13 protein-coding genes are annotated in these 26,370 nt (G+C 67.0%); 11 read left to right on the top strand and 2 right to left on the bottom strand.

Going from position 1 to position 26,370, the window contains the following annotated elements; translation table 11 throughout:
- Positions 1 to 105 precede the first annotated feature (105 nt).
- From DB354_RS12935 to DB354_RS12890, 10 genes are all read left to right on the top strand, one after another.
- On the top strand, positions 106 to 3,543 hold the full coding sequence (locus DB354_RS12935; RefSeq protein ID WP_158277515.1) for a TonB-dependent receptor plug domain-containing protein: 3,438 nt from the start codon (positions 106 to 108) through the stop codon (positions 3,541 to 3,543).
- 112 nt (positions 3,544 to 3,655) lie between these two features.
- On the top strand, positions 3,656 to 5,677 hold the full coding sequence (locus DB354_RS12930; protein ID WP_107836026.1) for a DUF4838 domain-containing protein: 2,022 nt from the start codon (positions 3,656 to 3,658) through the stop codon (positions 5,675 to 5,677).
- 111 nt (positions 5,678 to 5,788) lie between these two features.
- Positions 5,789 to 7,708, top strand: a complete 1,920-nt coding sequence (locus DB354_RS12925; RefSeq protein ID WP_158277514.1) for a DUF4838 domain-containing protein — start codon at positions 5,789 to 5,791, stop codon at positions 7,706 to 7,708.
- 32 nt (positions 7,709 to 7,740) lie between these two features.
- The gene (locus DB354_RS12920) at positions 7,741 to 9,336 is read left to right on the top strand and encodes a pectate lyase (RefSeq protein WP_107836024.1); all 1,596 of its coding nucleotides are present in this window, start codon (positions 7,741 to 7,743) and stop codon (positions 9,334 to 9,336) included.
- The gene (locus DB354_RS12915; protein WP_107836023.1) at positions 9,333 to 11,858 is read left to right on the top strand and encodes a TIM-barrel domain-containing protein; all 2,526 of its coding nucleotides are present in this window, start codon (positions 9,333 to 9,335) and stop codon (positions 11,856 to 11,858) included. Before DB354_RS12920 ends, DB354_RS12915 begins: the two co-directional genes overlap by 4 nt.
- Positions 11,859 to 11,870: 12 nt before the next feature.
- Positions 11,871 to 13,334 (top strand): sulfatase, encoded by a 1,464-nt coding sequence (locus DB354_RS12910; protein WP_107836022.1) that lies wholly within the window; start codon positions 11,871 to 11,873, stop codon positions 13,332 to 13,334.
- 55 nt (positions 13,335 to 13,389) lie between these two features.
- Positions 13,390 to 17,160 (top strand): trehalase family glycosidase, encoded by a 3,771-nt coding sequence (locus DB354_RS12905; RefSeq protein WP_158277513.1) that lies wholly within the window; start codon positions 13,390 to 13,392, stop codon positions 17,158 to 17,160.
- 13 nt (positions 17,161 to 17,173) lie between these two features.
- A complete protein-coding gene (locus DB354_RS12900) occupies positions 17,174 to 18,301 on the top strand; it encodes a glycoside hydrolase family 88 protein (protein ID WP_107836020.1) in 1,128 nt (375 codons plus the stop codon).
- Positions 18,302 to 18,311: 10 nt separating this feature from the next.
- On the top strand, positions 18,312 to 20,732 hold the full coding sequence (locus DB354_RS12895) for a right-handed parallel beta-helix repeat-containing protein (RefSeq protein ID WP_107836019.1): 2,421 nt from the start codon (positions 18,312 to 18,314) through the stop codon (positions 20,730 to 20,732).
- A 152-nt stretch (positions 20,733 to 20,884) separates the two neighbouring features.
- Positions 20,885 to 21,928 (top strand): nucleoside hydrolase, encoded by a 1,044-nt coding sequence (locus tag DB354_RS12890; RefSeq protein WP_233256635.1) that lies wholly within the window; start codon positions 20,885 to 20,887, stop codon positions 21,926 to 21,928.
- Between the two features lie 37 nt (positions 21,929 to 21,965).
- Here the strand turns inward: DB354_RS12890 and DB354_RS12885 are convergent, their stop codons facing one another.
- Both DB354_RS12885 and DB354_RS22340 read right to left on the bottom strand, forming a co-directional pair.
- Positions 21,966 to 23,477 (bottom strand): alkaline phosphatase D family protein, encoded by a 1,512-nt coding sequence (locus tag DB354_RS12885; protein ID WP_158277511.1) that lies wholly within the window; start codon positions 23,475 to 23,477, stop codon positions 21,966 to 21,968.
- Positions 23,474 to 24,586 (bottom strand): hypothetical protein, encoded by a 1,113-nt coding sequence (locus DB354_RS22340; protein ID WP_107836017.1) that lies wholly within the window; start codon positions 24,584 to 24,586, stop codon positions 23,474 to 23,476. The genes DB354_RS12885 and DB354_RS22340 overlap by 4 nt, the downstream gene beginning before the upstream one ends.
- 146 nt (positions 24,587 to 24,732) lie before the next feature.
- Between DB354_RS22340 and DB354_RS12875 the strand changes: the two genes are divergently transcribed.
- Positions 24,733 to 26,364, top strand: coding sequence for a CehA/McbA family metallohydrolase (locus DB354_RS12875; RefSeq protein ID WP_107836016.1), 1,632 nt, complete (start codon positions 24,733 to 24,735; stop codon positions 26,362 to 26,364).
- The last annotated feature ends 6 nt before the right edge of the window (positions 26,365 to 26,370 follow it).

The raw sequence follows: 26,370 nt of genomic DNA, 5'->3' as shown, positions 1-26,370 counted from the left end.
CCTCCAACTGTCCCAACGGACGGACGGCATTGCCACGAAGTTCAGCCAAAAAACCCCAGCCATATGAAAGCCCTAACTCTAGCCCAACCCGCCGTACGTAAGCGAGTGATTGAATTCCCTGTCCGTGGGCAGGAAGTGTACACTTGGGGCCGCCGCCTGGTGGCCGCCACGTCCGCGTTTGTCCTGGTCTCGGCCACCTGGGCCGCCGCCGATCCTGGGCCGTCGGGAAAATATGATACCAATGGAAACGGCCGGATCGATCCGGAGGAGCGCGCCGCCGCGCGGATGGACCAAGACCGTGCGGCCTCGGCAGCGACGCGCGCGACGGATGAGAGCGAGCCCATCATGATGAGCCCGTTTGAGGTGGTGGAGGAGAGTCGCGGGTATTCCGCCACAAACACGATGTCAGGCACGCGGCTGAACACCAAGCTGGAGGACCTCGCCTCGTCGATCAGCGTAGTGACCAAGGAGCAGATGGAGGACTTCGCCCTGCTCGATATCAACGACGTGTTCAACTACGAGCTCGGGACCGAGGGCACGGGCAACTTCACCGACATCGAAGTTGAGACCAGCGGCAATGTGAACGACAACGCCATGGCGAGTCCGAACACCGCCAACCGCATCCGCGGCATCGGCAACGCCAATCTCTCATTGGGTAACTTCGAGACCAGCCGGCGCGTCCCCGTCGACAAGATTGGCATCGACGCGATCGAGATCAGCCGCGGTCCGAACTCCAGCATCTTCGGGCTGGGCAACTCCTCAGGCACCGTGAATATGGTGCCCGCCTCCGGCAACCTCGGCCGCAACCGGACCCAGGTCCAGGCCCGCATCGACTCGGATAGCGGCTACCGCGAGCACATCGATATCAACCGGGTGCTCATCAAGAACAAGCTCGCGATCCGGCTGAGCCAGGTGTTCATGCACACGGGGTACGACTTGAAGCCGTCCGGCATGGATACGGAGCGCTATAGCGTCATGGTCAAATACCAGCCGTTCCGCCGCACGACCCTCACGGCGTCGATGCTGGATTACCACACGTACGGCAACCGCCCGAACACGATCATGCCGCGCGATGGCACGCAGGACTGGATCGCCGCCGGCCGCCCAACGTGGGATCCCGTGCTGGGCCGCGCCTATATCGACGGGGCGGTGGTCTATTCAAATACCAAGGGCAAGCTGCCCAGCTACTTCACCAGCCTTTACCAGCAGACCGGCCGTGGTTCGGCGCTGATGTACATCGACCAGGGGGACGTCACGTACTGGACGGCGCCCCGCGGCACCGCCACCGGCACGCCGGTCGGCGTGGCGCCCAACTGGGACGCGACCGTCAAGGCGAGCCAGGGCGCCTACACGACCGTGATTCCCTCCTTCGGCGCGTATGGCGCGACGCAACCGCTCTTCAAGGGCGCGCCATCCGTGGTCGACCAATCGGTCTATGACTGGAGTTCAGTCAATCTGGCTGCGATGAACTGGGAGTCTTCGCACACCCAGCAGTATCTCGTGCAGCTGACGCACATCTTCTTCGAAACCCAGCGCCAGCTGCTCGCGCTGCAGGCGGGCTGGTTCCGCGAGGATTCGAAGAGCCTCACGGACTTTGCCTACGGCAAGCCGTACGGCTACTATCTGATCGATGTGAACACGCGCCAGCTCGACGGCAGCGCCAATCCCAATCTGGGGCGTCCGTTTGTCAGCATCCCTGATACCACCGTGACCGAGAGCCCGTTGCTGAACGACACGTATCGCGCCCAGCTGGCCTACAAGCTCGATCTAACCAAGAGCAAGGGCTGGATGCGCTGGCTCGGCCTGCACCAATTGTCGGGCTATGGCGAATACAAACATTTCGTCACCCGGAACTACCGGTACAAGCCTGCGATGGTATCCGACCATCCGTGGCTGCCGGGCGGCATTAGCCGCGCCACCAGCACGGGTACGTCGACGAACTACGGGCCAGAACCCTACAACCAGAACTCGCCGACCGGCACGCGCAATTACTACATGTACTACGTTGGCGACGTGGAGGGCGGCAACGTCGATTACGCCCCCAAGAAGCTGCCGATGGGCACGTACGGCTACACGTATGGCGATGCGGCCCTCGCGGCCGCCGGCCGGACCGGCGTGTTTGTCACCGAGCCAGTCGACCTCGGCCTCGCCGCGACGCTGGACGGCACCGGTAACGTCAACAACGCCCTCAAGATCCAAAAGACTTATGGTGCAGTCCTGCAGAGCAGTCTGCTGAAGAACCGCCTGATCACCACGCTCGGGTATCGGCATGACGAGATATACGACAAGACTGGCGTGCTCCCGAAGCTGCTGCCGGACGGCAAGAGCCACGACTTCGGGTGGGACCGGCAGTGGGCGGCCGATTGGGAAGCGAACCGCGGCAACACAACGACGGCTGGCGCCGTCCTGAAGGTCCTGCCCTGGTTCCATGTCTTCGCGAACAAATCGGACAGTTTCATGCCGGAGGATCCCGCCTATGACCTGCACGGCCGCCGCGTGCCGAATCCGAAGGGTAAGGGGGAAGAGTACGGCTTCGCGCTTTATCCCTTCGGCGGTAAGCTCAGCGTTCGCGCCACACACTACAAGGTGCGGCAGATGGGTTCCCGCCGCGGAACCTCGACCACCATTGCAGCCCGAGCGCTGGGGATCGACATCTGGGATCACACGACCTCGCGTGATTTCGCCCTGCAGAACCGGGCGGCGATCTGGATCCAGAACCAGGCTGGTGGCACCCTGTCGCCCGATCAACTGTCGGCCAAGGTCGCCGAAACAATGAAGTTGGATCCTGCCCTGATTTCGCTGCTCTCCAACGACGAGATCAACATTGCCGAGCCTGAAGACACACTGGCGCAAGGCAATGAGGTCGAAATCAATTTTAACCCCAACAGCTACTGGACCGTTCGAGCGAACTTCGCCGAACAGGAGTCTATTCAAGCCAAGGTTGGCGCAGGCCTGCTCCAATACCTCGCAGAACGCCAGCCGGTCTGGGAAAGTATCATCGACGCGGACAGCGGACTGCCATGGTTCACGACCCAATACCAGGGGCCGAACTACAGTTCGCCGAAGATGTACCTCGAGGGCAACAATGTCGCGGTGCCGCTGACGATCGCCATTGCGCAGGAGGGCATGAGCATGCCGCAGGTGCGAAAATATCGCGCCAACTTGAGCACGAGCTATCGGCTCGCGGGGATCAGTGGCAACAAGATCCTTAAGAACGTTTCCGTCGGCGGCGCGATCCGCTGGCAGGACAAAGGGGCGATTGGCTACTATGCCGTCCCCGCGGTGCCGCCCGCCACGCAGATGACCATGCTCGATCGCAATCGGCCCGTGTGGTCGCCGGCCACCACCGCGTACGATCTGTTCCTGACGTACCGCACAAAGCTGTTCCGGAACCGGATTGGCGCGACGTTCCAGCTCAATGTGCGTGACCTCACCGAGCGCGGCCATATCGAGGCCGTCAAGGCGTGGCCTGACGGCTCGGGGCAGGTCTTCCGGATCGTTCCCCCGCGTCAGTTCCTGCTGACGGCGACGTTCGACCTCTAGGGTTTGTTTTTGGGGTGGCGCCCCGTCACGGGCGCCACCGAGTTTTCGTCTGATCGATAACACCCCGCCCTCCGCCCTCGCGGATGGCGTGGACGTTTAGTGAGGTACTCCCATGCACTTTTCGCCCCCATTTCCCCTCGCCGCACTCTGCCTGGTGACCTTCGCAATCGCCGGCTGCCACGCCGGTTCGAATTCCGCCCCGCTCACCGCCGCACCGGCCAATCCGCCTTCGGCATCGCCGGCGCCTTCCCTTCGCCTCGTCGAGGCGGGGCGCGCTGCCGCCGTCATTGTCCTGCCGGAGAAACCGATGGCGTCGGTGCGGTACGCCGCGGACGAACTCGCAGCCCACGTGGCCAAGTCCACGGGGGCGACGCTCATGATCGTGTCCGAGTCCGCCGTGACCGACGACGCGGACGTCCGGATCTACCTCGGTGACACCCGGGCCGCGCGGGCGGTCGGGATCGAGGCCGCGCAACTCCCGCTGGAAACCTTCCGGCTGCTGCAGCGGGGAAACGCGCTGTTTGTCGCCGGGCGCGACGGCACCGGCGATCCGCTCGACCGCGACACCTCGGCGGGCACGTTGTTCGGCGTCTACGAATGGCTGGAGCGCGCGGTCGGCGTCCGCTGGCTGTGGCCCGGCGAACTCGGCACCTTCGTGCCCCAACACGCGACGCTCACGGCCGCGCCGATCGATGTCACCATCCAACCGCGGTTTTTCCAGCGTTACGTCCGGCCCGGCCTGGGCTGGAAGAGCAACAATCCGGCCCTGGGATTCACCGCCAAGGCGGCGGAGGAATACGCCCGGGTCCAGACGGTCTTTCTGCGGCGGCAACGCATGGGCCGCAGCGAACGCATCGCCTACGGCCATGCCTTCACGGATTGGTGGTCCAAATACGGCCGGGAACATCCCGAGTGGTTTCAGTTGGTGAATGGGAAACGCGGACCCACGACCGAGAATGCCCGGTATGCGATGTGCGTTTCGAACCCCGGACTGCACGCGGAGATTGTCGCGCACTGGCGCGCCGCTGGCGGTGCCACCCGCCCGGGCATGAGTCTGATCAATGTCGTGGAGAACGATATTCTCGGGCAATGCGAATGTCCGCAGTGCCGCGCCTGGGACGGACCGACGCCCGCCGACGTCAACAAGTACTACGCGCCCAACTTCAAGGTGTACGGCGCCCCGTTCGTGAGCGACCGGTACGCCCGGTTCACGCTGGCGGTGCAGCAGCTTGCCGCCCGAGAGAATCCCAACGCGGTGGCGGTGCAGTACGCGTACTTCAACTACTTCCAGGCGCCCACTTCCGGCGTGAAGCTCAACGAGAACGTGCTGATCGGGTTCTGCCCGTCGGCCGGGTGGTATCCCCGGCTGGACGATGAGCACGCCTGGTACAAGGCGCAGTGGCAGGGCTGGCGGGATACGGGAGCGCGGCTGTTCTTCCGTCCGAACTACTTCCTGGACGGCTACAGCATGCCCTTCATCTTCGCTCACCAGTTTGCCGATGATTTCCAGCACCACGCCCGCAACGGGATGGTCGCGACGGACTTCGACGCCCTCACCGGCCAGTGGAGCATCCAGGGGCCGAACCTCTACCTGCTAATGCGGCTGCACGTCACACCGGACGCCGATCCCGACGCGATCCTGGCGGAGTACTATGCCGGGTTCGGTGCCGCCGCCCCGCAGGTGAAGGCCTACTACGATTACTGGGAGCGGTACACGATGGATAATCGGAAGCTCACGATGGACGTGTTCTACGACCGCGTGGCGATCCGCTGGCGCACCTGGGCCAAGGTGCCGCACCGCATCTTCCCGGCGGCCGCGTTTGCCCCCGCCGACGCGCTGCTGGCGAAAGCTGCGGCCGCGGTGGCCCATGATCCCGAGTGCTCCGCCCGCGTCGCTTTCCTGCAGACTGGGCTCCAGCATGCGAAGCTCTGCTGTGCGGTGGCCACCAAGCTGACGTTGTCCGATCCCGCGTCCACGGCCGAAGGCGGCCGCGAGGCGCTGCGTGAACTTCTCGCCTTCCGCCGCGCGCATGAACGCGAATGGTTCGCCAATCTCAACCACAATGCCTGGGTCGAGGACCTGAGCTGGAAGCTCGCGCACGAGACGCAGCAGCCGGCCGAGTACTACCCGTGACCTACCGCGGCGCCACGCCGACGGCTGATAATGCCACCGCAATCCATGAACGGCCGGACGAATTCGCCGGTCCATCGCCCTCCGACCGGACCGCTTCCGCGGCCCGCCGGTTTGCGTCGGCTGCTGGCGGGGGTACTCGGCTTGGTGCTGGTCACCTTCGGCCGGGCGGAGGTGCCGATCGTCACCGCGCGTCGGCCGGCGGCGGTCATCGTGCTGCCGGACGAGGCACCGGCCGTCGTGCGGTATGCCGCCGACGAGCTGGTGTATCACGTGCAGCGCGCCACCGGGGCCGTCCTCCCGATCGTATTGGAATCATCACCGGCGCCGGCGTCGGGCAGCCGCATCGTCCTCGGTGACACCCAGGCGGCGCGTCAGGCCGGAATGGCCTCGCGCACGCTGCAACCCGAGACCTTCATCCTCCGCACCGCGGAGCAGGCCGTGTTCATCGTGGGCGGCGACGGTTCGGGCGATCCGCTCGAACCGGCGACCTTCGGGGGCACGCTCTTCGGAGTTTACGAATGGCTGGAACGTGACCTGGGCATCCGCTGGCTCTGGCCCGGCGAACTCGGGATCCAGGTGCCGCGTACGCCAACGGTGGCCGCGCGGGACGTGAACACGACGGTCGCACCGGCATTCTTCCAGCGGAATACGCGCGGCGGTCTCTCCTTCAAGGGGACGCATCCGGAGCTGGGTTTCAGCCCGGCGGCCGCGGCCGCGTACGCCCATGACCAGGCGGTCTTCCTGCGCCGGCATCGTATGGGCCGGGGCATTCGGCTGAGCTACCATCACGCCTTCACCGACTGGTGGAAGAAGTATGGCGCGGAACATCCCGAATGGTTCCAGCTGGTGCACGGGAAACGCGGCCCGACCCGCCCCGGCGCCAGCTATTCGATGTGCGTCTCGAACCCGGAATTCCGGCACGAGATCATCGCGCTCTGGCGGCGGCAGCGCGCGGCCAATCCGGACCTGCATTTCGTCAACGCCGTCGAGAACGGCATCATGGGCCTGTGCGAGTGTGACGCCTGCCGGGCGTGGGACGGTCCGACGCCCGTTGATTTCCTCAAGTACTACCCGCCTCGGTCGAAGGTGATCGGCTCGCGGTTCGTGACCGATCGCTACGTCCGGTTCTGGCTGGAACTGCAGCGCGAGGCGGCGCAGATCGATCCCGCGGCGACGGTCGTCGTGTACAACTACTTCAACTACTTCGCGCCGCCGACGCCGGGCATGAGGCTGAACCGGCAGATACTGGTGGGTTCGTACCCGTCGGCAGGCTGGTTTCCGCGTTCGGCCGACGAGCATGCCTGGTTCAAGCAGCAGTGGGCGGATTGGCAGCAGACGGGCGCCCGGCTGTTCTCGCGCTCCAACTACTGCCTCGATGGCTACACGATGCCGCTGATCTATGCGCACCAGTTCGCCGACGAATTCCAGTGGCAGGCGGCCCACGGGATGGAGGCGACGGACTACGACGCGATCACCGGCCAATGGGCGGCGCAGGGGCCGAACCTTTACGTCCTGCTGCGGCTCCAGACGCGGCCGACCGCTCCGGTCGACCAACTGCTGGCCGAGTACTACGGCGGGTTCGGCGCCGCCGCCCCGGCGGTCAAGGCGTACTTCGAGTTCTGGGAGCGCTTCGCCCTCGACCAGCGCACCACGCTCAACGCGCAGTATGAGGACAACACCTCCCGCTGGCGCGCGTTTGCCGTCGCGGCGCACGTGGTTTTCACGCCGGCGGCGTTCGCGACCGCCGGCCGCTTCCTGGCCGAGGCGCGGGTGGCGACCGCATCCGATCGTGACGCCACGCGCCGGGTTGCCTTCCTGGAGGCGGGCCTGACGCATGCCCAACTCTGCGCGGCGGTCTCGCAGGCGCTCAGCCTGCGCGATCCCGCCGCAACGCCTCCCGGGGGCGCCACCGCGCTGGCCGAACTCATCGCTTTCCGGCGTGCCCACGAACGCGAGTGGATCGCCAACTTCAACCATTGCGCCTGGACCGAGGAGGCGAGCTGGCGGCTGGCGCCGCCCGTGCCCCGTTGAACCCGGCTGCAACCCGTCTGCCTTTCCTTCCCATGAGCATTCACCTGATTCCACCCCGCGTGGCCCGGCTGATCGCCGCGGCCACCGCCTTCGGCCTGAGCACTGCCACCGGGCTGGGCGCGACCTCAGATGAGGCCGCGCTCCGCGCCGACGCCCTGGCGGCGATGAAGCGCGCCGCGACCTATTTCCGCACGCATGCCTCGTCCCACGGCGGGTATGTCTATTACGTCTCCGAGGATCTGCAGCAGCACGTGGGCGAGGGGATCGCCACGCCCGACCAGATCTTCACGGAGCCGCCCGGCACCCCCTCGGTCGGCCGCGCGTACTTGCAGGCGTATGCCGCGACCGGTGATTCCTACTACCTGGAGTGCGCGACGGAGACCGGCAAGGCGCTCATTCACGGCCAGCTCGTCTCCGGCGGATGGTCGCAGCGCATCGACTTCAATCCCAAAGGGACGCATGTCGGCCGGTACCGCGACGGCACCGGCGCCCGGAGCGCCGGCGATCCCAAGAAGAAGGAGAATCCGAATCATTCGTCCCTCGACGACAACCAGACGCAGTCCTCGATCGAGTTCCTGGCCCAGCTGGATCGGGCGCTGGGCTTCAAGGATCCGGTGGTGCACGAGGCCGCCAGGTACGCGCTGGATTCGCTGCTCAAGGCCCAGTTTCCGAACGGCGCGTTCCCACAGGGATGGGCCGAGCCGGTCAAGGCCTACCCCGTCATGAAGGCAAACTACCCGGCGGACTGGCCCCGGCTCTGGCCGCATGAGGAGTACTACAAGTACTACACGCTGAACGACGGGCTGGTCGGCACCGTGTCCGACGCGCTGCTGATCGCGTACGAGGTTTACCAGGATGAGCGGTACCGGCAGGCGCTGATGAAACTGGGCGATTTTCTGATCCTCGCCCAGATGCCCGATCCCCAGCCGGCCTGGTGCCAGCAGTACAATTACGAAATGCAGCCCACTTGGGCGCGGAAGTTCGAGCCGCCGGCGATCTGCGGATTCGAGTCGGAGGATGCGATCAAGGCGCTGATGAAGCTCTACCGCTTCACCGGCGACCGGAAGTACCTGGCGCCGATCCCGCGCGCGCTGGCGTACCTGAATACCTGCGTGCTGCCGGATGGCCGGATGGCGCGCTATTACGAGCTCAAGACCAACCGCCCCCTGTACATGACCCGCAAGCCGGGCGTGAGCGGAAATTCGAAGGCGCCGGGCTACTATGATTTCACGTACCAGGACAAGAACCTGCCGAAGCACTACGGATGGAAACAGGAACAGCGGCTGGATGCACTGGCGCAGGAGTACGCCGAACTCCAGCGCGGGCCGGTGCCGCCGCTGAAGGTGATCCAGCGCTTCAGCCCGGCCGGCAAACTCATGGCGGTGGATGCCACTGAGCCGATCGCGGCCCCATCCGTGGCGGCGCTTGAGCCGGAAGTCCGGCGGATCCTCGCGGCGCTTGATCCCCAGGGCCGCTGGGTCTCGGTGTACGACGGCACCGACCGGCTGATTGGTCAGCCCAGCTTCAAGAAGGGCTTCCGCTACCTCGGCAGCAACACGTTCAACTACAACCTCGAAATCCTCAGCCAGTACATTGCGCTGACGGGAAATCCCAGCCGCCAGCTATGAATCGCGGGAGCGAGAATCCGGCCCGGGTGCGAGGGGTATGCACCGTCGCGCTGCCGCCCGATAGGGCGGTGCGCGGTGCCGTGCCCGTGCGGACGCGGGCGTCGCTCCCCGTGGTGTTCCCGCGCCACCCGGTTCGATCCCTCCTTTCCCGGCTCGCGCTGCCTCTGGCCTGCCTGCTGGGGCCCACGACCCGCGCGGCCTTTCTGGAGCAGTCGGCCGGCGAGATCAGGCTGTCCAACGCGCAGGCCACGCTCGTCATCGCGCCGTCGCCCTGGCGCATGGAACTGCGGGACAGCCGCGGGACGGCCCAGTTCACCGAGGCGCAGCCGCCTGCGCTGCAGATCGACGGCAACTGGGCGGCGCTCGCCGCCGTCACGGCCGCCGAGCCCGTCGACGCGACGACCGCCCGGCTGCGCGTCACCCTTTCCGACGCGCGGCCCGCGACGGTGGAGGTCCGGACTTTCGGACCGCATGGCTTCAGGATCGTCGTCCGCGCCGAGGGCGCCGCGGTCACTGCCATCCGCGGCGCAACCGCGATCGCGCCGGTCGAGGAGGTGTACGGGTTTGGCGAGATGTGGAACGGCCACGTTGCCCAGCGCGGCCAGGCATTCGACCAGTGGGATCGCGGCGGCACGCCCGACGAGTGCGCGTACATGCCGTACTACGTCTCCACGCGCAACTACGCCTGGTTCCTGAACTATGGCGGCCGGGTGCATTTTGATGTCGGTCAGCGCCGCGCCGACCAGCTGACGTTCGAGGCGCCCGCGTCCGTGGTCGACCTCACGCTCGTTTCCGGCCCGAGCCTGCCGGCGACCGTCCGGAATTTTCTCACCCAGATCGGACTGCCGCGGATGCCGCCGCGGTGGACGTACCAGCCCTGGTTCTGGCTGATGGGCGACCCGGACCTGCCCGGCGCGAAGATCGACACCCTGCGGGGCGAACACTTCGTAGCCATGGTCCGCAAGTTGCGGGAGCTCTCGATCCCCGTGGGCGTCACCTGGTTCGAGCCGCCCTGGCAGGACGCCCGTACGACCTTCGTGCCCAATCCGGTGTTCAGCCCGGACCTCCCCGGTCTGGTGCGCGAACTTCGGACGATGGGGGTGCGCACGCTGGCGTGGACGGTGCCATACACCACGCCCACGGCGTCGAACTGGAAGGAAGCCGTCGCGCACGACTATCTGGCCGCGAACCCGAACGCACCGGCCGCCACCGCACCCACCAAAATCTCCGGCACCGGCGAACTCGTGGGTACGAACTACTACAACGCGATCGACTTCTTTCACCCGGAGGCGGTGCGCTGGTGGCAAAAGCAGATCGAGCGCAGCCTCGCGCTCGGGTTCAGCGGGTTCAAATTGGACGCCGGTCAGGACCTCGAGCCGGATGCCCGGCTCCACGGCGGGCGCGTCGGGAAGGACGTCCACAATTCCTATGCGCTGGAATACAACCGCGCGTTCTTCGCCGTCCTGCAGCAGCATCTGGGCGACGATTTCCTGATGGTCCCGCGGGCGGCCTGGGTGGGTTCGTCGGCGTACACCAACTTCAAGTGGCCGGGCGACCTCAGCGGCAGCTTCGCGAACAACGGCCTGCCCTCCTCCGTATTCTCCTCGCTCTCGCTGGCGTTCTGCGGGCTGCCGTTCGTCTCGACCGATATCGGCGGGTTCGACGACCAGCCGGCGCCGGAGGATGCGTGGCTGCGCTGGGCGCAATTCGGCGCGATGCTCCCCGGCATGCAGACGCTGCACATGCCCTGGTGGTACTCGCCGGAGGCGCTGCGGCATTTCCGGTACCTGGCCTGGCTGCACACCGACCTGACGCCGCTCTGGATGAGCCTCGCGCAGGAGGCCGCGGCGACGGGCGCGCCGGTGTGTCGCCCGTTGGTGTGGAGCTTCCAGGACGACGTCGACTGCTGGCGCGTGGACGATGAGTTCACCGTCGGCGACGCGCTGCTGGTGGCGCCCATGCTGAACCGGAATCCGGAGCGCAGCGTGTACCTGCCGGCGGGCCGGTGGCATGATTTTTGGGACGACCGCGAGACCGTGACGGGTCCCGTGCGGATCAACTGGTTCAAGGGATGGACGGCCCGGGACAAGTTTCCGGTGTTCATCCGCGAGGGCGCCATCATTCCCTTGGAGGTGGAGAATGAATACAGCGGGTTCGGCTGGGCCGAGTCCGCGGGGTACGTCACGCTGGCGATCTGGCCGCGCCGCAGCGGCTCCAGTGCGTTCACGCTCCACGATACCGAGGGCCCGGTCCCCATCACGGTTGCGCGTGAGGGCGACCAACTGCGGGTGCAGTGGGGCCCGACCCAGCGCAACCATCTCCTCCGCATCCATCTCGACGGCGAGTTGCCCACTGCCGTCCGGGCCGGAGTCCTGGACCTCGCTCGGTTCACCTCGCTCACCGCGTTTCGCCGGGGCGGCGAGGGGTGGTGCTTCGACGCCGACACCCGGAAACTCTGGGTGCGCCAACCCCGCGATGGGGCGGCCGGTGCTCTGACCGTGGCTCTGCAAACGACGCCATAGCCGCCTACCTTCATGTTCCATTCGACTCCTTCCGCGCTTGTCTTCCTCTCCCTTGCCGCCGTGGCGGTGGGCAGTGCCGCGATGCCGGACCCGCGGCCGAATGTGGTGTTGATCGTTTCCGACGACCATGGGCGCGAAGCCCTGGGTTGTTACGGCAACCCCGTCGTCAAGACGCCGGCGCTGGACGCGCTGGCGGCGGACGGGACCCGGTTTTCACGCGCGTTCTGCACCACCGCCAGCTGCAGCCCGTCCCGCTCCGTCATTCTGACGGGCCAGCAGAACCACCGGAATGGCATGTATGGTCTCGAGCATGACGACAGCCACTTCTCCTCGTTTTCCACCGTGAAAAGCCTGCCGGTCCGGTTGGCGCAGGCGGGCTACCGGACTGCGCGCGTGGGCAAGTTCCACGTCGCGCCGGCGTCCGTGTATGCGTTCCAGACCATCCTTTCGCCCGGCGCGGCAAACGATCCGGCGACGATCGGACGGAGCCCGGTGGAGATGGCCGAACTCGCCCGCGGCGTTATCACCGCGCCGGACGACCGCCCGTTCTTCCTCTATTACGCCACCGACGACCCGCACCGGATGAACGCCGTCCTGCCGAACGGCCGGCCGACCTTCGACACCTACCCCCGGCCGAATTCCTTCGGCAACCGGCCCGAAGGCCGGCCGGGCGTCACCCCGGTGGTGTACCGCCCCGAGGACGTCATTGTCCCCAACTATCTGCCCGACACGCCCGAGACGCGGGCGGAACTGGCGGAGTACTACCAGTCCATTTCCCGGATGGACCAAGGGATCGGCCGGCTCATCGCCGAACTCAAGGCGGCCGGAAAGTACGATTCCACGCTCATCATCTACATCTCGGACAACGGCGCGCCATTCCCGGGCGCAAAGACGACGCTGTACGACGTCGGCATGCAGCTTCCCTGCCTCGTGCGGGCCCCGGGCCGGCAGCATCCCGGCGCCGTGCAGGACGGAATGGTGACCTGGGCCGACCTCGTACCGACGATCCTCGACTTCGCCGGCGTGCCCGCGCCGGCGGCTGAGTTTGACGGGCGTTCGTTCCGGGCCGGCGTCGATGGCGGGCCGCTGCCCGGATGGAACGAGGCGTATGCCTCGCACACCTTCCACGGGATCACGATGTATTACCCCATGCGGGTGGTGCGCACGCCGCAGTACAAGCTGATCGTCAACCTCGCGAGCGAGCTGCCGTTCCCGAACGCCAACGACCTCATCCACTCGCCGACCTGGATCAGCGCCACCCAGCGACCGGACCCGATGCTCGGCCGGCGCTCGATCGAGCAGTTCCTGCATCGGCCGCGCGTTGAGCTTTACGACGTGCAGCAGGACCCGGATGAGATTCACAATCTGGCCGACGATCCCGCGACCCAGGCCGCCAAGTCGGAACTGTTGGCGAAGCTGAAGCAGTGGCAGGCGGCGACGAAGGATCCCTGGCTGCACAAATGGAAATATGAGTGACGGCCCGCCGCGCCGTCGCCGCGCACCCAATAAAATGAACCGACCAACGAACACGATGAGACTGGCCATGGGCGACGGCTTCGCACCGGCCGCGCAGAGGGACGCGCGACCGTCGGACGCGCGGCGTGTGGCCTCGAAGCTCCGCCTGCTCCTGGGTGCGTTCGGCGTGGGTGTGCTCGTGACGGCGGCGAGCGCGGCCATCGTCGGCGATCTGGCCGCCGGGATGACCGATCACGCGACACCACCCGACGTGGTGGCCAGCCGTCCGGCGGGGCCGAGCGCGGCCGAGATCGGCGCGCAGCTCAGAGAGGCGTTGCTCCGCGAGGCGGACCAGCCCGTGAAGGCCAACTGGTCGCCGATGCTGCGGTACCTGGCAGATCTGCACGCGCGCAGCATCCTTCCCGCTCGCGCCCACCTGCCATACCCGTACCAGACCATGGGGCCCGGCTATCAGGACGGGACGGTTTTCGGGCACATCGACCTCACCCATGAACGGCTCGATACCGTGCGCGCGCTGCCCCAGCACGTCCGCAACCAGATCTACAACGAACTGGCCGGCCAGCAGCCCGACGGACTCATCCCGGGCATTGTGCTGTTCAAACCGGGCGACATCGCGAGTTGGAAGACCTTCAAGGGTTTTCCGCCCATCTGGGTGATCGCGGTGGATGCCTACGTGGAAGAGACCGGCGACACGCCGGTGCTGCGCAAGTGCCGGGACGCGCTGATCCGGCAGATCGGCTGGTTCGAGCGCCAGCGTGCCGTGGCGGGGGGCGGCTTCTTCTATATCGACCAGCGCGAAGGCACCTGGGAAAGCGGCATCGACGAAGGGGTGCGCTACGATGAGCGGCTGACCACGCCGGCGGCGGCGGTCGACGCGTCCGCGCACGTTTTCATGCTCTATGAGCACGCGGCAAACTGGAGCCGCGCGCTCGGCCAACCCGCGCGCGAATGGGAGCAGAAGGCTCGCGCGCTCCAGGACTTCATCCGCCGCGAACTCTGGGATCCCCAGACGGGATTCTTTTATGACGCCTGGACCGTGCGTGAGCCCGCGCGCCGCCGTCTCGCGTTCGAGGGCATGTGGCCGGTCGTGGTGGGCGCCGCGACCGCGGAGCAGGCTCGGCGCGTCATCGACGAGCATCTGCTCAACCCCCGGGAGTTCTTCACGCCGCATCCCATCGCGACCGTCGCGCGATCTGACGCCAAGTTCGAGCTGCGGATGTGGCGCGGTCCGGCGTGGAACAGCATGACCTACTGGGCCGCGCGCGGCTGTGCCCGCTATGGCCGCGGCGACGCGGCGCATCGCATCCTTGAGGCGGCGCTCGACGGCACCGCCACGCAGTTTGAGCGCACGGGCACGATCTGGGAGTTCCACCATCCCGAGCGCGGGGACGAGGAATCCCTCAGGCGCAAGCCCACGCGCAACCTGCCGTGCCGCGACTACGTGGGCCACAACCCGCTCTTCGCGATGGCGGACCTCTGGCGTCGGACGATGCCGGCGCCGGCGCCGTTAGGCCGGGTTGACCATCCGCGCCGCGGCGTCGAAGAGCCGGTGTTCGCGGACGCCGGGGGGGGGGGGGACGCCGCGTTGGGCGGGTGCGACGAGTCCACGGCGACGCCCGGGCCGCATGAGGCCGTCGCGGTGGCGACGTCGCGTCGGCGACGGGCGCCCGACCCGGCCCGGAAACGCAAGTCCGCGCCGAGGAAGAAGGGCGCGGCCCCGCAGCCGGCGCCGGCGGGGCGGCCGGAGATCACCTGGTCGCTCATGCACCCGGTGAAGCCGGATCCCGCCTACATGAAGGACGTCATCGCGGCCGCCGCGGCGTACCAGGTCGACAGCTTCGAGATCTGCGGGGACGTGCACTGCAACGGCAACCTCGACGGCGCAATCCGGTTTCGCGATTACCCGACCGTGGCGGACACGATCGACGCCCGGAAGGTGGAGGAGAACATCAGGGTGCTCCGCGAGATCGTGGCGCTCGCCCACGCCTCCGGCCGGCCGGTCTATTACTGGCACCGCGAGGTCATGGTGCCGCGCGCCGTGGTCGAAAAGCTCCCGGGCCTGCTCGACGAAAACGGCGAGTTCAATCTACTGGGCGAGGCGTATCACGCGCTCGTCCGCTCCAAGATCCGCGAATTCTTCGACCACGTGCCGGACCTCGACGGCCTGGTCCTGACGCTGACCGAGTCGGACTACTCCGTCATCCACAACTCCGATCCGGAGCGCTATCCGCCGGCGCAGGTGGTGCAGCGCATCCTGGAAACCTTCGCGGCGGAGCTGCACGTCCGCGGAAAGCGCCTAGTCCTGCGGAGCTTCGGGTCCATTGCGCAGGACTATGAGGACATCCTCGCGGGCGCCGCGGCGGCGCGGACGACGGTGCCGTTTGAGATCGAGACGAAGATCACGCCGTATGACTTCAGCCCCTTTCTGCCGACCAACCCGTACCTGCGGCGGACGGAACAGTGCACGCTTGGCGCGGAATACGACTCGATTGGGGAGTTTCTCGGCGCGGGTTACCTGCCGGCCCCGGATCCGGCCCGCGTCCTCCAGACGGTCGCCTACGCGCGGCAGCAGGGCGTCAACCGCCATGTGATCCGCGTCGATCGCATCGGCCACGCCGCCTTCCGCTCCACGCAGGCGATCAATCTGTTCGCCTTCGAGCGGGCGATCCGCGATCCCGCCGCGACCGCCGACGACGTGTGGCGTGACTGGGCGTGGACGCATTGGGCCGGCTGTCCCGACGAGATGATCGCCGTGATGAAACGGGGCATCGAAATGGTGAAGCGGACGCACTTCATCGACGGAAATGTGATTTTCCACGCGTTTCCCATTCCGCCGGACTGGAAATGGATCAAGGCGGGAGGAATCCTCTCCACCTTTTCACCGGCACGCAGCCTGGCCGTGCATCCCAACATGTGGGGCATCCTGCCCGACCGCACGACGCCAAGCCGCGCCGCCCTGTTGCGCGAGAAGGACGAGGCGGTCGAGTTGGCGGCCGCAGGCTTGCAGGCCGTCGACGCGCTGCGCGACCGCTTGTCGCCGGAGGAGTACCAGACGGCACACGCGGCGTGGCAGCGTGCCGTCGTCGTCACCCGCACCATTCGGGCCTGGTGCCGCTGCATTGCGGCGTATTTCGACGACCTGGAGCAGGGCGGACGGGGGCAGCCGTCACTCGGCGCGGCGCTGGCGGCCGCGAACGCTGAGCTCGCTCCCTTCCTCCCGGCGAGCGGCGCCACGATCGCGCCAGACCTGGCGGGGGCGCATGAGTACGGACAAGAAGGTCCGGCGGAGGACAGCATCGAGGCGGCCTATCTTTCGCCGATCGGGGCGTTGCTGCGGCAGTTGTCGTCCGAGTACGAAGCCGAACAGGCCGAGCGCGCCGCGTGGCAGGGGCGGCCGGGTCTCGTCGATTTCGTCGTCGCGGGCGGATTCCTGGACGACATCCGCGTCGATCGTCCGATGCACGCCAGCCATGCGCATCTGCTCGCAGGGCGTCCGGTTCGCGTCGTCGGCAATCGCGTGTTTCCCAACGGGGCCATCGAAGTGCGGCTGCGCGCACCCGCCCATCGGCCGGCCCGCCTTATCATCACGGGCAACCCCGCCGCGGCGGGACAGTTCAAACTCACGGTCCAGGGGGTGACGCAAACGGCCGTCTTTCCCGCCGCGGGCGAATATGGCTGGGATCTCCCCGCCACCCCGAGCGACGCTGGAGCGGCGCTTTCCGTGCCGGAGGGGCGCAACGAAGCGACGCGCGAGATCGTCGTGCGCATTCAGAAGTCCGGCCTCGAATATCCCGCCCTGCATGGCATCGGCATCGTTGCCTGCTAGGCACGAAATTCTCATGAAAACCCCATCCATCACCAAACTGCTCTTGGCCGGGCTCTGCCTGGCCACCGCGATGCCGAGCTATGCCGAGTCCAGCTTCAGCTCGTGGCCGGCCGGCTCTTCGCCCCGCGAAGTCGGCCTGCGCGTCTCCGAGCGGTTTCTGTCGAAGGACTACCGGCTGTCGGGCCGTGAAAAGCGCTTCTTTCACTATGCCGAGACCTGCACTTGGTACGGCGCGCTCGAGTTTGCCCAGCTCACGGACAACCAGGCCCTGAGGAGCCGGCTCGTGGCGCGGTTCGAGCCGATCTTTGGCCCGCGGGCCAGCCTGATCCCGCCGGTGACGAACGTTGACTGGGCAGTGTTTGGCGCGTTGCCGCTGGAATTGTACCAGCGGACCAAGGATCCGCGTTTCCTCCAACTCGGCCGGCGGATCGCCGACGAGCAGTGGGCCGCCCCGGTGGCCGGCACCGAGCTGAGTCCGGAAGCGCGCGAGGGTCTCGCCGCCGGGCTCACCTGGCACACGCGCTTCTGGATCGATGACATGTACATGATCACGATGCTCCAGACGCAGGCCTACCGCGCGACCGGTGAATGGGTTTATGTGGACCGGGCGGCGCGGGAAGCGGTGGCGTACCTCGACAAGCTCCAGCAGCCGAACGGCCTGTTCTTCCATGCGCCCGACTCGCAGTTCTTCTGGGGGCGCGGCAACGGCTGGTTCGCCGCCGGAATGTCGGAGCTGCTCCGTTCGCTGCCAACCGACCATCCGCTGCGGCCGCGCATTCTGGCCGGATATCAGAAGATGATGGCGACGCTGCTGAAATTTCAGGGCGAGGATGGCATGTGGCGGCAACTGATCGACGATCCGCAGTCGTGGCCGGAAACCTCGGGCACGGGCATGTTCACGTTCGCGTTCATCACGGGCGTGCAGCACGGCTGGCTCGACGAGAAGACTTACGCTGGGGCGGCGCGCAAGGGCTGGCTTGCGCTCGTGCAGCGGATCAATGCGGAGGGCGACATAACCGACGTGTGCGAGGGTACGAACAAGGGCCTCGACCGTCCGTACTACCTGGCGCGACTCCGGCTGACCGGCGACCTCCACGGCCAGGCGCCCATCCTCTGGTGCGCGGGCGCCCTGCTGCGCTGAGCCGTCCGTCATGAGACTCCCGCTCGCCGCCCTGTTCTGCGCGCTCACGTTGCCGCTCGGCGCGGCCGAGGAGCCCGCGCTCGACTTGCACCTGGCCCCGGGCGAACTCCAGGCGGTGCCGAGCTTCGACGCCTGCAGCTACTACTTCCGTCCGTCCGGGACGCCGGAACGGCCGTTTGCCGTCGAGTTTCGGCGGGCCGGCGAACTGACGTGGCGGCGCGGCTTCGCGCCGGTGTCCGATACGCCGGCGGGTGTCTGGAAGGGCAGCCTCTTTGACCTGGCGGAGAACACGGCGTGGGAACTCCACGTGCTGAATGCGAGCGGCGCGGAAATCATCCCGCCGGTTTCCTTCCGCACGTGGACGAGCCATCCGCCGACTGCCAGGGTGCTCGACCTGAGCACCCTGCCCGGCGCTGCGCAGGGGCTCGTGATCACCGACCAGGGCCGGCCGGACGGCTGGATCAAGTACACGGCGCCGAAGGGCTGGCGACTCGAGCGGCCGGACACCCCTGGCGATGGCCAGCGCGGCGCGATCACGCTCCGGAACGCCCGGTATGTCATCCTGGAGAACCTCACGATCGTCGGCGGCGCCCGGCATGGCATCCACCTCGAGCAATGCGACTCGATTCGGATCCTGAACTGCGACATCTCGGGCTGGGGCCGTGTCGGGACCCAGCAGTTCACGAACGACGGCGCCCGCGGAAAGTATGCCGACGCGAATGGCGAACTGATCAACTACGACGCCGGCGTGAAAATCGACGCCAGCGCCCGCACGGTCGTCGAGCGGTGCTACGTGCACGATCCGCGCGGCCGGTCCAATTCATGGCAGTACTCACACCCCGCCGGTCCGACCGCCGTGCACGTCAACAATACGCACGGCGGGAATGTCATTCGCTGGAATGATTTCATCGGCAGCGACGAGCACCGCTGGAACGACGTGATCGAGTCGAGCAGCAACGGCTCGGCCCTGGGGGGCTTCTTTCGCGACAGCGACATCAGCGGCAACTTCCTGGTTTACGGCAATGACGACGGCGTCGAACTCGAGGGAGGCGGCATGAACGTGCGCTTCTACAGCAACAAGATCGAGGGCACGACCTGTGGCATCAGCACCGGTGCCTGTCTCCTCGGGCCGCAGTTCATCTACGGCAACCTGGTCGTTCACGAGGGCGACGAGGCCGGGCTCGCGCTGATGCTGTTCAAGAACAGCCACGGCGTCCCGCAGAGCGGCAAGCGCCATTTCATCAACAACACGGTGTTCACGGCCGCGTCCGCGCCGTACGGCAACTACGGCAAGCCCATCGGCAGCGAACGGATCGGCTACCTGCGCAATAACGTGTTTGTTGCCAGCAGTGCGCGGCGGCCGGACGAAAAGATGCGGCGCGATGATTTTGACGGGGATCTGTTTTGGACCGACGGCAACGCGGCGTCATCCGCCGCCTATCTCGCCGGCCTCCGACAGATCGGGCAGGAGGAACACGGCCTTGCCGCCGACCCGCGGTTGGCCGCTCCGCACCAGGGTGATTTCCACCTCGCGCCGGGGAGTCCGGCCAAGGGCAGGGGACGGCCGGTTGCGAACCTGGCGGTGGCTGGTGGAAATCTCGGCGCCTTCGCCGACGCGACCACGGAGGTGCCGTACCGGCCGCTCGCGCTGACCGCCACGCCGCGGCAGCTTGAGTTTGGACGCTCGGACCAACCCGCCGTCCAGGACGTACGGGTCGCCGTGCCGGCGTCGGCGCGGGAGCCGGTTGCGTTCGAAATCCGGCAGAACTCCGTTTTCAACTGGTTCAAGGTCTCGCCGGCGATGGGCCTGGTGAAACCGGGCGAGGAGGTGATCCTGCAGGTAACGATCGATCCAGCCCGGCTGAAAGGCCGCCCGCAGTTCAGAGGAGCGTTCCTCGTGCGTACGCCTTCCGGCCTCTCCCGGCCGGTCAGCGTCTATGCGCAGGCTGAATTTTCGGAAGATCTCCGCCCGGCGGACGCCCCCAACACGGCGTACATCGAAGCCGCCGCGGTGCCCGCGCTGGCGTCCCATGTGCAATCTTCGTCTCGGCCCGGCCAGTATGGCGGCAAGTATGCGCGCCTCGCGCAGGACGAAGCGCCCGAGATTCGCGCCACCTTCAAGGTGCCGCGAGACGGTCGCTATGCCTTGCTGGTGCGGGCGGGCATTCAGCGCGGCGCGATGCACCGCCGTGAATTTGCCGCGCGGATCGACCAGGGCGAAACCGTGCACATGGAAATGAACCCAGACTACAACTGGAATACCGACAACGATCGCTTCCGGGCCGTTTATGTGTGTGCGGTGGGGCACCTCAACGCCGGCGCACATGAACTTTCGTTCAAGGTGAACGGCGGTCTCAACCTAAACGAGATCATCGTCACCGACACACCGGCCGCCTTCATGGCCGATGGCTGGCAGCGGAAGCGACCATGACGGGTTGCCTCTACACGGCTGGATCGCTCGATCGCTTGTCTCTGAGAACCGGTACGTGCCTATCCCCCGTTTGGGCTGCGGCTTTGCCGCGCTCTGGGGTGATCAAGGTCACCCTGTCGGCTGCGCTCTCGCTGCTGCTACTGGGAACCGCCGTGAGCGCTGCCACCGCGTCCGCTCCGCAGCCATATGACATCGTGACGCCCGCTGATGCCGAACGCATGGCCGAGCTCACGTTTGGGCCCCGGCAGCCGCCGGTGGACGTGAATATGATCGCCGGCGCCTGGACGACGATTGCGACCCAGGCCGGTCGCAAACCGGCGAAGGTAATCATTGATACCGACATCGGGTCGGACATCGATGACGCCATCGCGATCATCTTCGCGCTGTCACGGCCCGAGATTGACGTGCGGGCGATCACGACCTCCCGCTTCGAGGTAAAGCAGCGCGCCGCCATCGTATCTCGCCTGCTGCAGGTCATGGGACGCACCGACGTGCCCTTCGCTTCCGGTTCGCCGCGGATGGTCAACGGAGCGACGCTGCCCGACAAGCCGGTGAACCAATACGCGTTTGCCGGTTCGGAAGCCGATCGTCCGCCCCCGGCCACCGCCGATGCCCAGGAACTCTTCCGCCGGGTGATCGAGGCTGATCCCGGCGAGGTGTGGCTGGTCTTGATCGGCCCGATGACAAATGCCGCGTTACTGGTGCGCGACCATCCCGACCTGGCGCGGCGGCTCAAAGGCATTGTGGTCATGGGCGGCGAGCCGACCCGTGCCTTTGCCGAGACCAATATCAGGAATGACCCGCAGGCGGCCGAAATCGTGTGTCGCAGCGGATGGTTGAAGTTTGTTGGGACCTACGACGTGACCGTCCGTCTGCTGATGCCGAAGCAGGACATGGATCGCCTGCGCGAATCCGGCACCGCCGTCGGGCGGGCGCTGGAAACGCTGCAGACGCTCTGGCGGGTCGATCGGGGCATGAAACCGGGGCCCGTTGCGTTCGATGCCTGTCCTTTGCTCTGGCTCTTCGCGCCGGAACTGTTCCACACGACCAACCAGGGCTTGAGCGTCGACGGCGCGGCCGTCATGCGCGTGGCGCCGGACGCCCCTGCCACGGCGGTCACGACGGACATCGATGTGCGCAATGCCCACCGCGTGCTGATTGATACCCTGCTCGGCGCGCGGCCCCGGCCGAACTAGGCTTGGCCGCGCCGCAATCGACGAGCCGGCAACGCCGTCAGCGTGCGGTTTCGCTCTGCTCGAACCTCACGTTCCCGTCGACGTCGTGGTGCCGGATGATCGCGCGGGGTTGGCCGTCGACGCGCGCGATGCGCACACTGATGAAGCCGCCTCTGATCCGAAGATACCGGTGCGCGGGCGTGCGCTCCGCGTCGCTGTAGCCGCTGGCGTGAATGTCCGAACTAGGCCCGGTGCCGTATTCGTGCAGTCCGGTCGCGGGGTCCACCGAGGCGTATTGCCAATGCCGATCGCCGTTGATGACGAACATGCGCCGGCTCGCGAGAAACTGCCGCAGTTCCGCTCCTTCGTGCGCGAAGGCCTGGTTTGCATGGCTGTCGCCCTTTCCGTCGCGATCGGGTCCAACCACGGCCGTGGGGCTGATCAGGATCCGAAACGTCGCGTCGGAGGCGTCGACCGTCTCGAAGAACCAGCGTTTCTGCGCCACCCCCCAGATTGATTTCTGCGGCCCGTCGGGCGCATCATTCGGCGACCGAAAATCGCGTCCCTCCACCAGCCAGATCTGGAGATCGCGGCCCCAGCGGATGGTGCGGTAGGGCGGATCACTCTGCGGCAGGTGCTCGCGGAACAGGGCCAGCCCCTGGGCGAACGTCAGGTCCCCGTACGTCTGCCCCGGCCACGCGTCATCCTTCAGCGTGTCGTGGTCGTCCTTCATGAAGTAGCTGGAAACGTGACTGTAGAACGCGCGTTGGAACGGCAGCGCCATGATCCGGTTGTATTTGAAGCGGGCGAGGGCGACGGTGGTCGCGAGCGGCGTGGGTTTGTCCAGGTATTCAAAGTCGCCGGTGTGGACGAAGAAGTCGGGCTCGAGGCGGGCCATGGCCGGATAGATCCGATGGCCATTCACGGGATCATCCCGGCGCGGGTAGTCCTGGCAGGTGACCACCGTGAACGTAAGAGGCGTAGGGTCGGTTGGCCGCGGCGCGGTGCGAAAAGCCCCTTCATAGGTGCAGCTCGGTACGGCCTGGCCGGAAGCATAACCCTCGGCGCGGAAGTGATAGCGGGCGTTCGGCGCCAGTCCGGACAGCTGGAAGGAATGCGTGCCGTCATTTGCGATCGACACGCTCGCCCGTGGCGTCGCGATCGCGGCGGCGCTGCCCTGGTCTTCCCGCCAGTAAAGGACCCGCACGTCGCCCTCGGCGCCGGGCACCGCCCCTTCCATTTCGTCGAGCGCATGCCCCTGCAACTGCGCGGCCTCGCTCACCGGGAGGCTGACCAGGAGGGCGTTGCGTTCGTAGGCCGTTTTCCTGGGGTCGAGGGCGACCGAGGGAATGTCCTGCGGGTTCACCTTGGGGAAGGGCAGCCCGCGCACGTTCCGTTCCGGGTGCCGGGTGAGCCGCGTCCAGATGATCGCGGTGTCCGTCGTGACTTCGCCGGCGATGGCGCCGTTGGCCATGTGCACGGCGGCGGCCGGGACAGACGGGGCGGCCGCGGAGCTCAGTCCGACGATCCCAAGCAGGATGGCGGTGATCAGCATGGCGCGGAGGTTCATGGTGGGAGAATCGAAGTGGCCAATTCGTCCGCTTCGGCGGGCGTGAGCGGGTCTTCGACAAGCATCGCCAACCCGCGGCGGTCGAGCTGGCGCGCCAGCCGCGCCACTTCGGCCTTCGGCGTGATGACGAGGACGGGTTTGCCCGCCGCCTGGATCCTGCGCAGCAGGTCGAGCTTCGCCAGGGCCGACGGCGTGCCTGCTCCCGGCGTGTACTGGATGGCCGTGATGCCCGGCTCGGCGGCGAGCGTCGGCGCATGCCGCGCCGCCTGGGGCCCGTCGAGATGGAAGAGCATCCGCCCGGCAATTTCCGCCTGCCGCCGCAGGGAGGGCAGGCAGCATTCGACAAAATCGTCGTGGCCGATCAGCGCGGTGAAATCACAGGTCGGGATCGTGAAAGGTCGGTCGGACCAGGGCGCCAGCCATTGGGTGATCGCGGCGCCGCGGTCCAGGACCGTGTCCATGATCACGCCATAGATCTGTTCCCAGGCTTCCATGATGCGGAGCGAAGCGGCGATCACCGCCTCGCGGTGGTCAAAGAGGTCGAGGCACAGCTCGGCCGGGCCGCGCAGGTTGACGAGCGTGTCGATGGCCCCGGTGAGATCGGGCGTGCAGACCACATAACGGCCGCGGGCGTCGTCCGCCAGCGCCCGCAGCAGGGCCAGCACGCGTTGCAGCCACGGATTCTCCGGGTCGTATGCGAATGTCGGCGAATGCTCCCAATCCGAGAAGATCGGCTGTTGCCACGTGGTTTGCTCTGCCTCCGACACGGTCAGCGGGGCGCCAAGAAACGCGGCGATCGCCACGGGGCCGATGTCCGCCCGGATCCGCGGCAGGGTGTCCGCCACGTAATGCGTCGTCTCCAATTCCGCCCGCTGCTTCGCCAGCCAGCGCTCCGGGTCGTGCAGCAGGTGAAACGCCTTGCCCCGGTACCCCGCGGGCCGGGTCGGCGCGGACGCGATCAACAGCGGCCGCTCGGCGGAGAACCGCCACCAGCGCTCCCACCGCGCCGCGATCTCCGGCAGGCGTGGACAGTACTCCAGCGGCCCCGCACCGACCGCCTGCTGGAGGGCGGTCCAGCCGCCATGCCGCGTGGAAGTTGACGGAGTCATTGGCGCTCGCGCATCCCTGGTTCGTCGGCCGACGGAGCGACTTGGCGGCCGGGCCGCGCCGACGCATGTTGGCAGTCGGCCGACGGATTGGTCTTCACCTCGGTGATTTTTCGACCAATGGTAGAAATCGTCAAGTCGGGATTTAAATGAACATAAACACACATTGGCGCTGGTACGCCGCGGCCTGCGGGACGCTGGCGCTGGCCATGCTCCGTGCTGCCGACGTGGTGCAGTTCACCGTGCGGACCACGGATGACGCGGGCCAGCCGCTGCCGGCGAGGGTCCTCGTGCGTGATGAACAGGGCCAGGCTTGGCTGCCTCCCGTGGCGACGACCGTCAACATCGGGCCCGACACGTGGTTTGCCGGCGCGGGTCACGCCCGCCTTGACGTGCCCGCCGGCCGTTACTTGGTCGTGGTCGAACGCGGCCCGGAGTATCAGCCGGCGCGCGCGAGCGTCGTCCTCACCGGCAACACGACGCGCGAGTTCCGGCTGCAGCGTTGGATCGATCTGGCCGCCCGCGGCTACCGCTCCGGGGAGAACCACCTCCATGTGACCGGGTCCATGCTGCCGGCGATGATGGCTGCGGAGGCGCTGGATTTCAGCACGTCGCTCCAGTGGTGGAATGGCCCGCAATGGGACGCCGCCTACGCAGCCGCTGCCGGCGCCTATACCCGGTTTGATGCCGAGATCGAAAACAGCTGGGGCGCGGTGTACTGCCTCGGGCTCACCCGCCCGCTGCCGGTGGCGTGGAACCCCGCCCGGCCCAATCTCGCGTTCGTCCGTGCGGCGCGCGCTGACGGCGCCCTAATCTGCTATCAGGGCGGCTGGTCGGCCGAGGTGCTGCTGGACGCGTTGCTCGGCTACGTCGACGTCGTGAACGTCGCCGACAACCTGTTTCAGCGGCACAAGTTCATGCCGCGGTCGCGGTACTCCAACCTGCTCGGCACAGCGGACCTCCCGGTGTATCCGGACACCGCGGACGGCATGCTCGCGCTCACGACGGAATCCTATTACCGGCTGCTCAATTGCGGGCTCCGGCTGGCCGCCGGGGCCGGATCAGCCACGGGGGTGAAGTCCAATCCCGTCGGCCACAACCGGGCCTACGTTCAGGTTCCCCCAGGCGCCGGGATCCGCGAGTTTCTCGCCGCGTGGCGCGAGGGACGGAATTTCATCACCAACGGACCAATGGTCTTCCTCTCCGTGAACGGCGCGGCGCCGGGAGCCACGGTCGACCTGCCAGCGGGCGGTGGAAAGCTCGCGGTTCACGTGGAGGCCCCGTCCGCGGATCCCCTGCGGGAGGTCCGCATCGTGGTTAACGGCCAAGTCGTGGCGGCGGGAGGAAACGGCTCGCTCGACACGACCATCGACGTGCGGGAGGGCTCGTGGGTTTGTGCGATGGCCGTCGCCGAGGAGCCGGTACCGGAGGCGGACCTCGCCCGATATGCGCAGACCAGCCGGCTGGGCGGCGAACGGCCGGCGCGCCTGCGGTTTGCCCACACCAGCCCGGTGTATGTGACGGTCGCCGGCCAGGCCGTGCGGGTCGCGCGCAGTGTGGCCGAGGCGCAGCGGATCCTGGACGCCTTGGCGGCGTTCGTGCAGCAGACGGCCGCACCCGAGTTTCAGGCCGAAACAGCGGAGGCAATCGCCGCCGCGCGGACGCGCCTGGCGCAAGGCGGTCCGTTCACCGCCGAATGGGCCCCAGCCGCGCCGTCGGCGAACTCGGCCACCATCCCGGCGGCGATGAAACCGATGCCGACTGAGATGCTCGACCGCTGACGCGGT

It is taken from the genome of Opitutus sp. ER46, from assembly GCF_003054705.1.
In the GTDB taxonomy this organism is placed as follows: domain Bacteria; phylum Verrucomicrobiota; class Verrucomicrobiia; order Opitutales; family Opitutaceae; genus ER46.
The sequence above is the reverse complement of the archived record's forward strand: the minus strand, read 5'-3'. Positions and strand labels throughout refer to the sequence as shown.